The following is a 14,684-nucleotide window of genomic DNA, read 5'->3' as shown; positions in this document are numbered from 1 at the left end:
GCTGAAACCACCCCGTGCCCCGCGCCCCGTCAAGTGCGGTCGAGCACCTCTCGGGCCGCCGCGAGGTGGCGTTCCTTGGCCGACATCAGCTGCACGAAGTACGCCCCGTTCTCGCGGATGCCGCGCTCCTGGATGCCGCGTTCCGTCTCGCTCAGCAGTTTCACCAGGCCGACCCGCTGCTTGCATGCGACGTCCGCCTGCGCGGTCTCCTTCTCGGCGGGCGTCGGCTTGTCGGACCGTGCCCAGCGGGGGTCCTCGGCGGCGGCGTAGAAGTCGTCGTACGGGCGCCCCTCGTCCGCCATGCAGGCCGCCCAGGACCGTGTCGCCCGGACGACGTCGGGGGCCTTGAGCGCCGCGTCGAGGCTCCTGCCGTTCAGCCTGTTCACCAGGTCCTCGTTCACCTGGCTGTCCCGGGCCAGCCGGTCGCCCGCGAGCTTGTAGCAGCCGTCGACCGGATCCGAGGCGGCCTTCAACTCGCCAGGTCCCAGCCGTCTCTCGCGGTCCACCTTGCGGGCCGTGACCTCGGTGGAGCCCATCAGCCGGGCGTTGGTCCGGTAACCCATGCTCCTGGCCACCGGCATCTCGATGAGGCCGTAGCGACGGCGGTTGCGCAGGTCCGGGTACCGGTCACGGTCGTCGATGACCTCCCAGTCGAATCCCCGCCGTTTCATGCAGTCCCGGGTCAGGACGTCTTTGGCGCTCTCGATCAGGTAGATCTCGTTCACGGACAGCTGATAGTGGTCGAGGGGGAGGACGAGCCCGCGCACCTGCGCGGTCGGGCCGGGAGCCGCCTCCAGCACCGCCTTCGGGCCGGCGTCCTGCGGCTGGGTGCCTCCGCACCCCGTGGCGAGGAGCACGGACGCCGATACGGCGACGATCCCCAGCAGCCGGTGCATGGTCATTCAGCCACTCCTGAAGTCCGCGAAGTCCGCCTGGGCAGACACTGTCGGAAGATAAGGAGAGGGCGGCACCGGACCCGGCCGGCGCCGCCCCCGAGTGCGTCAGAGGAAGCGGACGCAACTCGCCTTGTTGTCGAACTCGTTGTTGCTGAAGTCGGTGTCGACGCTGTTCGGCTTGGCCGTGTAGGAGGCGCCGGTGCAGGCGGTGCCCTTGTCCCAGACACCGACGTAGGAACCGGTGAAGTTCCGCATGGAGCTGGCGCCGTTGTTCATGACCTGGCTGGTGCCGCCCCAGTACTTGTTGTTGAGCTCCTTGTCGGTGCCGGAGAAGTTGGCGTAGTGACCGCCGTAGTTGTCGTGCTGGTAGAGCACGAAGTACGGGGCCCGGGCCCCCGTGTCGGCCGCTGTCGCGGTCGGCGCCAGTGCCACCGCGCCCGCGGCACACAGGGCCAGAGCTCCGAGCGACACGCCCAGCTTGCGGATCATCCGTGGTCCTCCCGTTGGTCATGGTCATGGTTGCGGCGGGTGGATCTCCATCCGCCGCACACCAGTTCATACGAACGGCAGTGCGAGACACAGATGATTAGAAAACGTTCGAAAGTGGCCTCTGGGGCGAAGTCCGGATGTCAGGCGCGTGATCGCGCCCCGCCGGAGTGCGCCTCGCCGACGTCCGTCCGCGGGGCGTTCCCGGCCACGTCCGGGGCGTGGGCGCGCCGCCCGGACAGGACGTGGGTCAACCCGAAAGCGGCGCCCACCACGACCGCCCCGCCCACCGCGTCCAGCACCCAGTGGTTGCCGGTGACGACGATCGCGGTGAGCGTGAACAGGGGGTGCAGGAGGCCCAGGGCCTTCATCCACCACCTGGGGGCGAGGATGAGGACGACGAGGCCGCACCACAGGGACCAGCCGAAGTGCAGGGACGGCATCGCCGCGTACTGGTTGGTCAGTTCGGTGAGGGTGCCGTAGTCGGGCCTGGTGAAGTTCTGCGGGCCGTGGACCGTGTCGATGAAGCCCAGGCCCGGCATCAGGCGCGGGGGCGCGAGTGGGTAGAGCCAGAAGCCGATCAGGGCGAAGACGGTGGCGAAGCCGATGGCCGTGCGGGCCCAGCGGTAGTCGACGGGGCGGCGCCAGTACAGGACGGCGAGGATGGCGAGCGGGACGCCGAAGTGGAACGACTCGTAGTAGAAGTCGAAGAAGTTCCGGACCCAGTCGACCTGCACGACGGCATGGTTGGCCCAGCGCTCGATGTCGATGTGCAGGGCGCGTTCGATCGAGTAGATCTCCTCGCCGTGTTCCTCGGCGGTGACCCGTCCGGCCGAGTTGGAGCCGCCCGCGGCGGCCAGGCGGATCTGGGCGTAGGCGTAGTACGTGACCCGGATGAGGAGCAGCTCGAAGAGCAGGTTCGGGCGGGTGATCACGCGGCGCAGGAACGGCACCAGCGGGATGTGCCGGAAGCGGGACGGCACCGGTGTGGCGTACTGGGTGGGGATCGGCGTCTGCCAGTACTGCGACGTGCGGGACAGGAAGGGCACGACAGCGGCCGTGGCGAGGGCGGCCAGGAGGACGAGGTCGGCGCGCAGGGGGTGGAGGATCAGCTTGTCCGGCACCATCATCCGCGCCGGCAGCGTCATGATCAGGATGACGGCGACCGGCCACACGTACCGGTCGGAGTCCCGTCTGCCGACCTGGCCGACGATCGCGAGCAGCACCCACAGCAGCTGGTGCTGCCAGGCGGTGGGGGACACGACGATCGCCGCGCAGCCGGTGACGGCGACTGCCAGCAGGAGCTGCCCGTCGTGGGCGTAGCGAACGGCCCGGCGCAGCGCGAGGACGGCGACGGCGGCGCCGAGGAGCAGGAAGAGGGCGATCTCCAGCGGGCCGGTCAGCCCCAGCCGGAGCAGGGCGCCGTGCAGGGACTGGTTGCCGAGGTCGTCGGCCCGGCCGCCGAGCCCGACGCCGGCCATGTGGTGCACCCAGTAGGTGTACGAGTCGCGCGGCATCGCCGCCCACGCGAGCGCCGTGCACGCGGCGAATGTGACCCCCGTGGAGAGCGCGGCCCGGCGCCTGCCGGTGAACCACAGCAGCGGGGTGAACAGCAGCAGGGTCGGCTGCAGCGCGGCCGCGACGCCGATGAGCACGCCGCTGGTGCGCTCGCCGCGGACGGCGAAGCAGCCGAGCAGCACGAGCAGGACCGGCATGATGCTGGTCTGGCCGAGGTAGAGGGTGTTGCGCACCGGCAGCGACAGCATCAGCAGGCTGATCGCGACGGGCGCGGCGAGCAGCGAGGTCCGGCGGCTCACCGGCTGTGGCAGGGCGCGGGCGGCGACCAGGCCGAGGGCGACGACGAGCAGGAGGGTGCCGAACGTCCAGCCCCAGCCGAGGGCCTGCTCGGCGGCGCGGGTCAGCGGCTTGAGGACGAGCCCGCCGAACGGCGTACCGGTGAACTGCGTCGAGTCGTACAGCGAACCCTTCACATGCAGGACGCCGTTGGGCCCGACCCAGGTCTCCAGATCCGTCAGCCGCTCCCCGCGCGGCGTACTGAGGACGACGGCCACCTGCCGTAGGGCGAGCACCGCGACGACCAGCCACAGGCCGAGGCGCGCCACGCGCACGCGTGCCTGGACCGTGCCGACGGCCGTGGCTCCGAGTGCCTCCGCCGGTCGCCCACCGCGATCCGCATTCGCCACGCCTCGTCGGCCTCCCGCCCCGGTCGTCGCACACGTCCCACGCGTCAGGAATCCTTACGAACCCTATGCGGCTTTCACCCCCGCAGGGAGGGACGCAGGCAACCCCGGCTTCACCTGAAGTCCGCTCTCCTTTTGTCCGGAGACGATAGTCGGAGGGCGGTTCGCCCGCCTCCGGTGGGTCACCTCGGCGGGGCGGAATCGATCACATCGCCGGGCCCCGGCCACGGAACCGTGGCATCCGCCGTACCGTCTGAACCGCCGCTGTCACGGTGGTGGTGGGGCATGCGGGGAGGGAGGGGCTGCGCGATGGCGGACTTACTGCGGGCAGGTACTCGAAGGCGGGCTGTGACCGTCGTCCTGGCGTTGCTCGCCCTCCAGCTCGGGCAGCTCGCGGCACCCGCCTGGGCGTGCGGCTGCGGGGCCATGGTGCCCGGCGACGCGGCGCGCGTGGCGGTCGGGCGTGAGGAGTCCGTCGTGCGGTGGGACGGGGCGCGCCAGCAGGTCGTGATGCGGCTGACCGTCGGCGGGGACGCCGAACGGGTCGCGTGGATCATGCCGGTGCCGCGCCGGGCCACGGTCCGCCTCGGCGACCCTGCCCTCTTCGAAGAGCTGCACGACATCACGGCCCCCGTGCACCGCACCCGGTACCACTTCTGGCCCCAGGACGGCGACTGGCCGCTGGTGAGCGGCGGCGACGGCACCGCGGGCGCCCCGCCGCCCCCGCCCGGCGCCGGCGCTCCGGTGGGCGTCGTCGGCCGGCAGCGGCTCGGCCCCTTCGACGTGGCCCGGCTGACGGCCACCGACCCCGATGCCCTGGACGGCTGGCTGGACAGCAACGGCTTCGCGCTGCCGCCCCGCCTGACGGGAGCCCTGCGCCCGTACGTCGACCAACGCTGGGAGTACGTGGCCGTCAAGCTCACCCCGCAGACCACCGGCGCTCCCCTCACCGGCGCCCTCGACCCCCTGCACCTCACCTTCCGCACCGACGAGCCGGTCTACCCGATGCGCTTGTCACGCCTCGCGGACACGCCCCAGTCCCTGGGCCTGTACGTCCTTGCCGCGCACCGCATGGAACCGGCGTCCCCGATCGGCGGGGAACGTCCTCGCGTCACCTACGCGGGCCGGGTCACGCAGCGGACGGGCCCGCTCGCCGAACTGGCGGCCGGCACACCGTTCCTCACCGCGATCGGCCAGGAGTTCCCGTATCCCGAACGCATCGCGGGCGACCACGAGCTGCGTCGCGCACCGGCCGACGACCCCTTTCAGCAGGTGATCCACGAGGACCGGCTGCGCACGGTGGCCGGAATCCCGGCATGGCTGCTGACGGTGACGGGCGGGTTCGCCCTGGCCGTGGCGACGGCGGCCTGGTTCGCCGTACGACGCACCCGGCGGCCGGAGCTGCCGACACCCCCGGCGCAGCCGCCTGCGCCCGCCACCTGAATCGACCATCCTGGTATCACCGACGGCGAAGACGGGTAGTTAGCGCATCTAACTAGCCATAGGAAAGGCAAGGCGATGAGCGAGTCGCAGCTCTGGGACGACGTCGACGAGTACTTCTCCGCCCACCTCTCACCGGATGACGAAACGCTCCAGGCGGCCCTGCGGGAGAGCGACGCGGCCGAGCTCCCGCAGATCGCCGTCAGCCGGTCCCAGGGCAAGTTCCTCCAGCTCCTCGCCCAGATCCAGGGCGCCCGCAACATCCTGGAGATCGGCACGCTCGCCGGCTACAGCACCATCTGGCTGGCCCGCGCCCTGCCCGCCGACGGCCGACTGATCTCGCTGGAGTACGACCCCAGGCACGCCGAGGTCGCCACCCGCAACATCGCGCGGGCCGGCCTGGACAAGCTCGTCGAGGTCCGGGTCGGCCCGGCCCTGGAGTCGCTGCCCAAGCTGGCCGACGAGAACCCGGCCCCCTTCGACCTGGTCTTCATCGACGCCGACAAGGCCAACAACCCGCACTACGTCGAGTGGGCCCTCAGGCTCACCAGCACGGGCAGCCTGATCGTCGTCGACAACGTGGTGCGCGGCGGCGGGGTCGTCGACGCCGACAGCACGGCCCCGGACATCCGGGGCACCCGCACCGCGATCGAACTGATCGGCAGCCACCCGAGGTTGAGCGGCACGGCGATCCAGACGGTGGGCAGCAAGGGCTACGACGGCTTCGCGCTGGCGCGCGTACTGGCGTAGGGCGCAGCTCAAGCCTCGTGATAGAAGCCGACGTTGATACTGCGCGGCTCGGTGCGGTCGTGGATGATGATCTCGCCGCTGCCGCCCCTGGGCAGCGGCACGGTCCCGCCGTAGCCGATCGGCTGGGCGTACTGCCCCACGGTCAGCCGCACCTCGGAGGACGGGTCGGGTTGCGAGCCGCGCAGCCAGGTCACCTGCCAGCTGCCGTCGGGTCCGCACAGGAACTCCAGGTGGACCCGGGAGATGAACAGCCACTCGTCCGGCGTCACCAGCCGGCACACCGACTTGTCGCGGCCCACCCGCAGCACGGCGCCCGGCTCGCTGGGCGCGTCGGCCATGAGCATGCCGGCCGTGGCACCCTCGTCCGCCGCGGTGACGGCGGCCATGGTGAGTTCGAGCACGAGCGCCCCTCCTGAAACATCCTTGAACAGCGGCCGTTTGGCCACCGCGCCCGCATGATAAATCGCCCGGCACTGCCGCGTCCGGCACAATGAACTCATGACCGAGCGAAAGCCCCCCGGCGTCCCGTTCGAGTCCTGGGTCGACAAGCAGATCCACGACGCACAGTCCCGCGGCGACTTCGACAGACTGCCAGGCACCGGAAAGCCGCTGCCGAACGACCTGGAAGCGCCGTACGACGAACTGTGGTGGATCAAGCGCAAGATGGCCCGCGAAGGCCTGTCGGTCCTGCCCCCGGCCCTGGCCCTGCGCAAGGAGGCGGAGGACGCCCTGCTCGCGGCGTATGCGGCGCCCTCGGAGCGGACGGTCCGGAAGATCATCACGGCTGTCAACGTCAAGATCCGCGACATGCTGCTGAAGCCGCCGCCCGGCCCTCCCCTGGGCCGTAAGCCGTACGACGTCGAAGAGGTCGTACGGCAGTGGCGGGAGAGGCGCCGGGCGGCGGGCGAGTCGGATGTTGCGTCAGATGCGTAGGAGCCGTTCCGCCAGCTCGCGGTAATCACGCAGCGCCAGCCGCAGCTGCTCGGTGTCGGTGCTGGACGCCCCGCGTTCGCCCTCGCCCTGACCGGCCGCCTGCCAGGCCCCGCGCAGAGTACGGCGGCGCTCGGTCACCGCCGCGGTGAAGCGGGCGGCGAGCTCCTCCAGGACTCGGTCGGCCTCCTCCACGGCGCCCCGGGGCCCGTCGACGAATCCGGAGACGGCGTGCTGGAGCTTGAGCTCGAACTTGTCGGACTCGTCGTGCGGAAAGAGCCGCGCAACCTCACGCCCGCCCTTCGCGGGAGCCACGGCACGCGCCTCGGTGCCGGGCCGCTCGCGCCCACCGGTGGGCGCGACCGGAGGCGTGCCCTTCGCCAGGTCATGATCCGTCACCTTGCCGGCACCCATGCCGGTCGTGGCGTCCGTCATGTCACTCAACTCCCCTTCGCGTGACGGGTGAACGTCCACGGCAGATGCCCGCGGTGGCCGTTGCTGCGGGCGGGTGCCTGCCCGTCGGTGTCCCTGCGGGACTCGTGGGAAGCCCGCCGCCGCCCGACCGGCCCCGTCAGCTCCTCGAACAGGGCCCGGGCCTCGATCATGGCCTCGCGCATCTCCTCCGTACCACCCCCGCCTTCCCGTTCGCCACCCACGCGCGCGTGGGAGACGTGGTGCACGTGCCGGTAGCCCTGCACATGGTCCGCGTGGTGCACGGCCAGTGCGGCGAGCTGCTCCTCGTACTGCGCGCCGTCCGGGAACCCGCGTGCCTGCGCCAGTTCCGCGAGCAGCCGGTCCGCCTCGTCGACGGCCTCCTTGGGCGACTCGACGAAGTGCTCCTGGGCAGCGGCCCAGCGCGCCTCGAACCGCTCGGCCTCGGTCGGCTCCAACGGCCGCTCCCGCAGCCCGCCGTGCCGCTCCACCAACTGGGCCAGCTCACGCTCGGCAGCCTTGACGTCTCCGTCATGCCGGGTCACGGCCCGCTCGTATTCAGGCCCGAAGCGCCGCTTCAGACCCCGACCGCCCTGCGCATCCCGATTACGCAGAGCCAGGACGGCCACGCCGAGCACGACGACGACCGCCACCATCACGATCAGAATGATCACACCTGTGGACATGTGTGCCGGGTTGCCCCCAGAACGCTCCTCAAACGACCGCGGATCCGGCCACCCACAAACTCGCTTGCGAACCCACCGGCCCCCTCGCCGACAATGCGGCCATGACCTGGACCGTAGCCCCGGAACCCCCCGACTCCCTCACAGCCAAGGCCCTCTGGCGGGCGTACTACACCGAGGTCAGCGACCGCTACTACCTACTCCACAAGGGCCACCGCACCGACCCGTCCGAACTGGCCCGCGAGCTCTCCCACCCCCCAACCACCGAACTCACCCTTCCCAAAGGCCAGTTGCTGGTGGCCCACTACGAGGGCGAGCCGGCCGGATCAACCGGCATCAGACTCCTGGACAAGAACACAGCCGAACTGACCCGGGTGTACGTACACCCGAGGATGCGGGGCAAGGGCGGCGGCAAACTCCTGCTCCGCTCAGCCGAGTCCACGGCCCGCACACTCAACGCAACCCGCATAATCCTCGACACCCGCCACGATCTGACAGAGGCCCGCGCCCTGTACGCGGCCCTGGGCTACGAGGAAACACCCCCACACAACAACGGCATCTACGCCGAACACTGGTTCACCAAACCCTTGCTCTGACGAAGCCCTTGCTCTGACGCCCGGCGGACGCCGCCCCCGCGGCGCCGCAGCCGCGTACGGCGGCAAGGGGCGTGCCGGGGGTGTCCGCCCGCAGCGGCGGGCGTCAAGAAACGGCCCCTCTTGAGAGAGCTCAACCGCCCGACCGAGGACGGACACCCCCGGCGCGGCCCCGACCCACCCCCACCCGCAGGCGCTACGCGAACCCCCACGCACCCGAGCGGGCCGCCGCAGGCATCCCCGCCCACCCGCCGGAGGCACCCGGCATCCCCGATCAAGAATCCCGCGGCTGCTCCCGATCAGACCCACACAACTCCGCATTCAACTCCTTGACCAACTGCACCAGATCGGTAGGCCGATCCGGCCCCCACCAGTCCCCCAACAACTCGGCCAACGACTCCTCCCGAACGAGCGCCAACCGCTCGGCAACCTCCCGCCCCCGATCCGTCAGCACCAGATCGAGCCCCTCCCGAACAGCCAACCGCCGCCCCTCCACCTCCCGAGCGGCATCGAGGATCACGGACAGCGGCACAGAGCTCCGCTCGGCGAGCACCCCCGGCTCCACCCACCCGTACCTCTTGATCCGCAACAACAGCCAACTGGCCGCAGGCAACAGGTCGTACCCCGCCCGCGCGGTGATGTCCCGATACACCTCCCGCCGCCCCTCCCGGGTTCCGAGCACCGACAACGCCCGGCACACCTCGTCGTAGGACGACCGCTGGACGGGATTGCTGGCCAGCGTCTCGGTGACATCGGGTGCGGTCACGGACCCCCGCAGCTTGTCCTCCCGCAGGAACCAGGCGAGCACGAACCCCACCAGCGCGACCGGCGCCGCATACAGAAACACATCGGTGATCGACGACGCATAGGCGTCCAACGCGGCCGGCCGCAACGCCGCAGGCAGTTCCCCAATGCCCCGCGGATCCGCCTCCAGCCCCTCCAACGAGACCCCGGCCGGAAGCGAGACCCCCCGAAACGCCTCGACCAGCTTGTCATCGAGCCGGCTGGCGAAGACCGTCCCGAAGATGGCCACACCGAACGACGCCCCGATGGACCGGAAGAACGTCGCCCCGGAGGTGGCCACGCCGAGATCCTCGTACGACACGGCGTTCTGCACGATCAGCACCAGCACCTGCATGACCAGCCCGAGGCCCAGCCCGAAGACGAAGAAGTAGACGCTCATCTCCCAGGTGGAGCTGTCCATGTCCAACTGGTGAAGCAGCAGCAGCCCCAGCGTGGTGACCCCCGTCCCCGCGATCGGGAACACCTTCCAGCGTCCGGTACGGCTGACGATCTGCCCGGACCCGGTGGACGCCAGCAGCATGCCGGCCACCATCGGCAGCATGTGCAGCCCGGACGTGGTCGGGCTGACTCCCTGCACGACCTGGAGAAACGTCGGCAGGTAGGTCATCGCGCCGAACATGGCGAACCCGACGATGAAGCTGATGACCGCGGAGAGCGAGAAGGTCCGCACGCCGAACAGCTTCAGCGGCAGCACAGGCTCGGCAGCCCGCCGCTCAACGGCGACGAACGCAACGGCGAGCACCACCCCGAGCACCGCCAGCCCGACGATCTGAACCGACCCCCACGCCCATGTGGTCCCGCCGAGGGAAGCAACCAGCACGAGACAGGTCGCGACAGACGCGATGAGGAAAGTGCCCAGATAGTCGATGACATGCCGCGTCGACTTACTCGGAAGGCGCAGCACGACAGCGATGACGGCAAGGGCGACGGCCCCGATGGGCAGGTTGATGTAGAACACCCACCGCCAGCTCAGATGCTCCGTGAACACCCCGCCGAGCAACGGCCCGAGCACACTCGTCGCCCCGAACACGCCCCCGAACAGCCCCTGGTACCGCCCACGCTCCCGCGGCGGGACGATGTCGCCGACGATCGCCATGGACAGCACCATGAGCCCGCCGCCCCCGACCCCCTGAATGGCGCGGAAGGCGATGAGCTGGGCCATGTCCTGCGCCATGCCGCACAGCGCGGAGCCGACGAGGAAGATCACGATCGCGATCTGGAAGAGCCGCTTGCGCCCGTACTGGTCACCGAGCTTGCCCCACAGCGGAGTCGCGGCCGTGGACGCCAGCAGATACGCGGTCACGACCCAGGACAGATGCTCCAGGCCGCCGAGGTCGCTGACGATGGTGGGCAGGGCGGTCGACACGATGGTCTGGTCGAGTGCGGCGAGCAGCATGCCGAGGAGCAGCGCGCCGATGGAGACGAGGACGTTGCCGGGCACGTTCTCGTGCGCGTCGGCTCGCCGTTGCGGGTCCTGCGCGTCACGCACATTTCCCGTCATACCGTGCGCGTCCTCGGCCATGAAGACCTCCCGAGCGTCTCGTTACACCTCCCATGCACCTCCCATCGTGATCGGTTTGATCAGTTATGGCCTGTTGAGCCCCATTGGAAGCAGTCCTTCCGGGGGCTTGGGGAGACGACGTGAGGAACGTCTGCATAATCTGGGGAGTTCGCGAGGGGAGGGACGAACACGTGACTGAGCCGACGGGCGCGAAGGGTCCGGACAGCCAGGATGGCCCGATAGGCCAGAACGGTCACCTTTGCCCGGAGTGCAGTGCGCCGAGAGGGACCGACAACACCCCGTCCTGCGGCTGCGGCCCGCGCGCGTCCGAGGCCCTGCGAGACGCCCGTACGGCGGAGGCGGCCGCGGCGGAGGACTTCGATCCGCTGCGGATACGGCCATACGTGGAGCTGGAGGGTACCGGCGAAGCGGGCGGCGAGACGATGCCGCTGCGGGCGGTGCCGGCAGCGCCGCCCACTCCCTTGGCGCCTCCGGCCACGACACCGAGCGCACAGGACCTGAGCCTGTTCGAGCCGGACGGGGTGTCCGACAGCGCTGATCCTGCCGACACTCACGGGACGGCCGCCGCCCGTCACCGTCCCCGTCGTGCGCGTACGGTCCTGCTCGGGGCGGGCGGAGCGCTCGTGGCCGTGCTCGCGGCGGCGGGCCTGGCGAGCGGCATGTTCACGTACGAGGCGCCGGTAAGGGACACCGCACTGCCGGACGACGTACGGGCGAGCGTCCCGGCGCCGTCGACGAGCGAGGCCCGGGAGACGCCGTCCCCCACGGCGCCGTCGACCCAGTCGGCAGCGCCGCCGGTGTCGCAGTCGCCGACGCGGAGCGCGTCCGCTTCCCCGACGCCGTCGAGGTCGAGCGCGCCCCCGTCTCCGTCAGCGACCTCGGAACCGACGAACGCCCCGTCCACCACCGAGGCCGCCGGCTCCCAGGAGGACTCCGCCGCCGCGCGGGACCCCGCGCCTGCGACCCTCCAGCGCGGCGACCGGGGCCCCGAGGTCACGGAACTCGAACTCCGCCTGACCCAACTCGGCCTCTACACGCGGGAGGCCAGGGGCAGCTACAACGAGGGCGTCGAGGACGCGGTCCTCCGCTACCAGTGGGCCCGGGGCGTCCAGCCGGACGAGTACGGGGTATATGACTTGGCTACGCGGGAGAGGTTGGAGTCGGAGACTTCCGAACCGTGACGCGGCGCGCCTGAACTCGGGAGCCCAGGTCCGATGGCGGCTGCGGGCCACGCGTGGCTGGTCGCGCAGTTCCCCGCGCCCCTGGGTGGGCCGCAGCACCGCCGGCAACCAGCAACGGACACCGCCCTGACCGACGTACACCCGCCTGAGAACTCGGGAGCCCGGGTCCGATGGCGGCTGCCGACCGTGCGTGGCTGGTCGCGCAGTTCCCCGCGCCCCTGGGTGGGCCGCAGCACCGCCGGCAGTCAGCAGTGGGCTCCGTCCTAACCGATGTACACCCGCATCGTCCCGTCCCCCGAAGCCTCGACCCGAACCTCGCGCAAGTCCGAGACCAGCGCATCCGGCCCATGGAACCCGGCACGGGGGCCCACCCCGACGACCCGCATCCCCGCGGCGCGCCCCGCCTCGATCCCCGCGCCCGAGTCCTCGAAGACGATGCAGTCCTCCGGCGCGATCCCGAGCTCGGCGGCGCCCTTCAGGAAGCCCTCCGGATCGGGCTTGCTGGCGCCCACCGACTCCGCGGTGACGCGGACGTCCGGCTGCTCCAGCCTGGCGGCAGCCATCCGCGCCGTGGAGAGCGGCACATCGGCGGACGTCACGAGCGCATGCGGAAGCCCCCGCAGGGAGGCCAGGAAGTCCGGCGCCCCGGGAATCGGCACCACGCCGTCCACATCCGCCGTCTCCTCAGCGAGCATGCGCGCGTTGTCGGTGTGGTTCTGCTCCATCGGCCGGTCGGGCAGCAGCAGGGCCATCGAGGCGTACCCCTGCCGCCCGTGGACCACCTTCATCACCTCGTCGCCGTCGAGCCCGTGCCGCTCGGCCCAGCGACGCCAGATCCGTTCCACGACGGCGTCGGAGTTCACGAGGGTGCCGTCCATGTCGAGCAGGAGGGCACGGGCGGTCAGCACGGTGGGCGCGGCGGTGGCCGACATCGGCAGCTCCAGGGCGAGGGCGCGGGGCGCGGGGGTGACAGGGGTGGCCCCCGGAGGGACAAGGTGGCCCCGCCCGCCGGTCAGGGAAAACGGGCGGGAACCACTTTGTTCCCTCACGGTACAAAACGCGGCCCCCTTCGCGCCACCGCCTCCGTGAACCATTCACCGACAGTTCAGCCGGCGATCGCCTCCCACAGGCTCCACAGGCCCAGCCCGAGCATCAGCAGCGCCGCCACCTTGGTGATCAGCTTCAGCGGCACCCGACGCATCAGCGCCTTCCCGCCGACGATCCCGATCGCCGCCACGCTCCACAGCGCCAGCACCGCACCGATACCGACCGACAGCGGATCGTCGTAGCGGGCCGCGAGGTTCGCCGTCATGATCTGCGTCAGATCGCCGAACTCGGCGACCAGGATGAGCATGAACCCGGCGCCGGACACCTTCCAGAAGGACTGGTTCTCCGGCTTGCGGACCTCCGCCTCGTCCTCGTCCCCCTTCATCAGCAGCACCGCGGCGCCACCAAGGAAGAGCACACCGGTGAGCGCCTGCACGAGCTGCTGGGGCAGCAGCGTCAGCACACTGCCGGCCGCCACTGCCAGCGCGACATGCACCGCGAAGGCGGCGGCGACGCCGGCGAAGACGTACGAAGCGCGATAGCGGGTGCCGAGGACGAGCCCGGCGAGCGCGGTCTTGTCGGGCAGTTCGGCGAGGAAGACGACGCCGAAGACGACCGCCGTCACGGTAAAGCTGATCAAGGTTCCTCAATCGGTCGGGCTGCCCCACCGAGAGCACTGTCACTGCGCTGCGACACCTCGGCACGGCAGCACACTCGGCGCCCGTGCCGTACGGCATGGGCGTGCACTGCTTGCCGAAGGTCTCGCTGGCCGACCTCGGATACGAGGTCCGCCTCCGGGCGCCGGCTCAGACGAGCTGAGCAGTATGTCGACGGTCCGGCGAAGAGCTACTCCCCTTCTGCGCGACCCATCGTACGCGAGGCCGCTCACCAGTCCACAGAAAGAAAGTCCGGCCCTCAACCTTGTCGTGTCATGAACGCGACACTAACTTCTCACCCGACGCACACCTCCCCGCAACACGGTGCGGCGAGCATTCCATCGCTCGCACGCCAACACCCCCACCTCCCAAGGGAGTTAGCATGTCGAAGTTCTACGCGCGTCGACGGGTCAGCATACTCGCGGCCCTCAGCGGCCTCATAGCCTCCGTCGCGCTTTTCAACGCTCCGACCGCCTCCGCAGCGCTCCCCACCCCCGTCAGCGGCGCCACCGCCCGCAGCTACCTCGCCCAGCTCACCGTGGCCACCGAGGACCGCACCGGCTACGACCGCGACCTCTTCCCGCACTGGATCACCCAGTCCGGCGCCTGCAACACCCGTGAGACCGTCCTCAAGCGCGACGGCTCGGGCGTCGTCACCGACTCCTCCTGCGCCGCCACCAGCGGCAGCTGGTACTCCCAGTACGACGGCGCCACCTGGACCGCCGCCTCCGACCTCGACATCGACCACCTGGTCCCGCTGGCCGAGGCCTGGGACTCCGGCGCCGACAGCTGGACCACCTCGCGGCGCCAGTCCTTCGCCAACGACCTGACCCGCCCGCAGCTGATCGCCGTCACCGACAACGTCAACCAGGCCAAGAGCGACCAGGACCCGGCCACCTGGATGCCGTCGCGCACGGCCTACCGCTGCACCTACGTGCGCGCCTGGGTGCAGGTGAAGTACTACTACGACCTCTCCGTCGACTCGGCCGAGAAGTCCGCCCTGACGAACTACCTCTCCGGCTGCTGACGGAGCACTGAGGCAGCACCGACGCGGTACTGCTTG

The 14,684-nt window shown here is 70.6% G+C and carries 15 protein-coding genes; 6 read left to right on the top strand and 9 right to left on the bottom strand.

What is annotated here, in order from left to right:
* Positions 1 to 29: 29 nt before the first annotated feature.
* The 3 genes from OHO27_RS29955 to OHO27_RS29945 all read right to left on the bottom strand — a co-directional run bounded on the left by OHO27_RS29955 (position 30) and on the right by OHO27_RS29945 (position 3,586).
* Positions 30 to 902, bottom strand: coding sequence for a hypothetical protein (locus OHO27_RS29955; protein ID WP_328428080.1), 873 nt, complete (start codon positions 900 to 902; stop codon positions 30 to 32).
* Positions 903 to 1,001: 99 nt separating this feature from the next.
* A complete protein-coding gene (locus OHO27_RS29950; protein ID WP_328428079.1) occupies positions 1,002 to 1,385 on the bottom strand; it encodes a peptidase inhibitor family I36 protein in 384 nt (127 codons plus the stop codon).
* A 140-nt stretch (positions 1,386 to 1,525) separates the two neighbouring features.
* On the bottom strand, positions 1,526 to 3,586 hold the full coding sequence (locus OHO27_RS29945; RefSeq protein WP_328428078.1) for a bifunctional glycosyltransferase 87/phosphatase PAP2 family protein: 2,061 nt from the start codon (positions 3,584 to 3,586) through the stop codon (positions 1,526 to 1,528).
* A gap of 306 nt (positions 3,587 to 3,892) precedes the next feature.
* Between OHO27_RS29945 and OHO27_RS29940 the strand changes: the two genes are divergently transcribed.
* Together OHO27_RS29940 and OHO27_RS29935 are read left to right on the top strand one after the other, a co-directional pair.
* Positions 3,893 to 5,026 carry a DUF2330 domain-containing protein gene (locus tag OHO27_RS29940; protein WP_328428077.1) on the top strand — a complete coding sequence of 378 codons (1,134 nt, stop codon included), beginning with the start codon at positions 3,893 to 3,895 and terminating at the stop codon, positions 5,024 to 5,026.
* 75 nt (positions 5,027 to 5,101) lie between these two features.
* A complete protein-coding gene (locus OHO27_RS29935) occupies positions 5,102 to 5,773 on the top strand; it encodes an O-methyltransferase (RefSeq protein ID WP_328428076.1) in 672 nt (223 codons plus the stop codon).
* A gap of 8 nt (positions 5,774 to 5,781) precedes the next feature.
* Here OHO27_RS29935 and OHO27_RS29930 read toward each other — a convergent pair whose 3' ends face one another.
* The gene (locus OHO27_RS29930) at positions 5,782 to 6,174 is read right to left on the bottom strand and encodes a hypothetical protein (protein ID WP_328428075.1); all 393 of its coding nucleotides are present in this window, start codon (positions 6,172 to 6,174) and stop codon (positions 5,782 to 5,784) included.
* Positions 6,175 to 6,271: 97 nt separating this feature from the next.
* Here OHO27_RS29930 and OHO27_RS29925 point away from each other — a divergent pair, with 97 nt between their 5' ends.
* Positions 6,272 to 6,706: a J-domain-containing protein gene (locus OHO27_RS29925; protein ID WP_328428074.1), complete on the top strand. Its 435-nt coding sequence runs from the start codon at positions 6,272 to 6,274 to the stop codon at positions 6,704 to 6,706.
* On the opposite strand, the gene OHO27_RS29920 is transcribed toward OHO27_RS29925, so the two are convergent.
* Both OHO27_RS29920 and OHO27_RS29915 read right to left on the bottom strand, forming a co-directional pair.
* Positions 6,695 to 7,138 (bottom strand): hypothetical protein, encoded by a 444-nt coding sequence (locus OHO27_RS29920; RefSeq protein ID WP_328428073.1) that lies wholly within the window; start codon positions 7,136 to 7,138, stop codon positions 6,695 to 6,697. The genes OHO27_RS29925 and OHO27_RS29920 overlap by 12 nt on opposite strands.
* A 5-nt stretch (positions 7,139 to 7,143) precedes the next feature.
* Positions 7,144 to 7,821, bottom strand: coding sequence for a hypothetical protein (locus OHO27_RS29915; RefSeq protein WP_328428072.1), 678 nt, complete (start codon positions 7,819 to 7,821; stop codon positions 7,144 to 7,146).
* A 101-nt stretch (positions 7,822 to 7,922) separates the two neighbouring features.
* Here OHO27_RS29915 and OHO27_RS29910 point away from each other — a divergent pair, with 101 nt between their 5' ends.
* Positions 7,923 to 8,414 (top strand): GNAT family N-acetyltransferase, encoded by a 492-nt coding sequence (locus OHO27_RS29910; protein WP_328428071.1) that lies wholly within the window; start codon positions 7,923 to 7,925, stop codon positions 8,412 to 8,414.
* 271 nt (positions 8,415 to 8,685) lie between these two features.
* Here OHO27_RS29910 and OHO27_RS29905 read toward each other — a convergent pair whose 3' ends face one another.
* Complete coding sequence (locus OHO27_RS29905; RefSeq protein WP_443059626.1) at positions 8,686 to 10,737, bottom strand: MDR family MFS transporter; 2,052 nt, start codon at positions 10,735 to 10,737, stop codon at positions 8,686 to 8,688.
* A 170-nt stretch (positions 10,738 to 10,907) separates the two neighbouring features.
* Between OHO27_RS29905 and OHO27_RS29900 the strand changes: the two genes are divergently transcribed.
* Complete coding sequence (locus OHO27_RS29900) at positions 10,908 to 11,918, top strand: peptidoglycan-binding domain-containing protein (RefSeq protein ID WP_328428069.1); 1,011 nt, start codon at positions 10,908 to 10,910, stop codon at positions 11,916 to 11,918.
* Between the two features lie 263 nt (positions 11,919 to 12,181).
* Here OHO27_RS29900 and OHO27_RS29895 read toward each other — a convergent pair whose 3' ends face one another.
* Positions 12,182 to 12,850 (bottom strand): HAD family hydrolase, encoded by a 669-nt coding sequence (locus OHO27_RS29895; RefSeq protein ID WP_328428068.1) that lies wholly within the window; start codon positions 12,848 to 12,850, stop codon positions 12,182 to 12,184.
* 173 nt (positions 12,851 to 13,023) lie between these two features.
* A complete protein-coding gene (locus OHO27_RS29890; protein ID WP_328428067.1) occupies positions 13,024 to 13,605 on the bottom strand; it encodes a TMEM165/GDT1 family protein in 582 nt (193 codons plus the stop codon).
* Between the two features lie 398 nt (positions 13,606 to 14,003).
* Between OHO27_RS29890 and OHO27_RS29885 the strand changes: the two genes are divergently transcribed.
* Entirely contained in the window at positions 14,004 to 14,648 is a 645-nt protein-coding gene (locus tag OHO27_RS29885; RefSeq protein ID WP_328428066.1) for an HNH endonuclease family protein, read from the top strand.
* Positions 14,649 to 14,684: the final 36 nt, after the last annotated feature.

Source organism: Streptomyces sp. NBC_00443, assembly GCF_036014175.1.
Taxonomy (GTDB): Bacteria; Actinomycetota; Actinomycetes; order Streptomycetales; family Streptomycetaceae; genus Streptomyces.
This window is presented reverse-complemented; position numbering and strand designations above follow the sequence as displayed.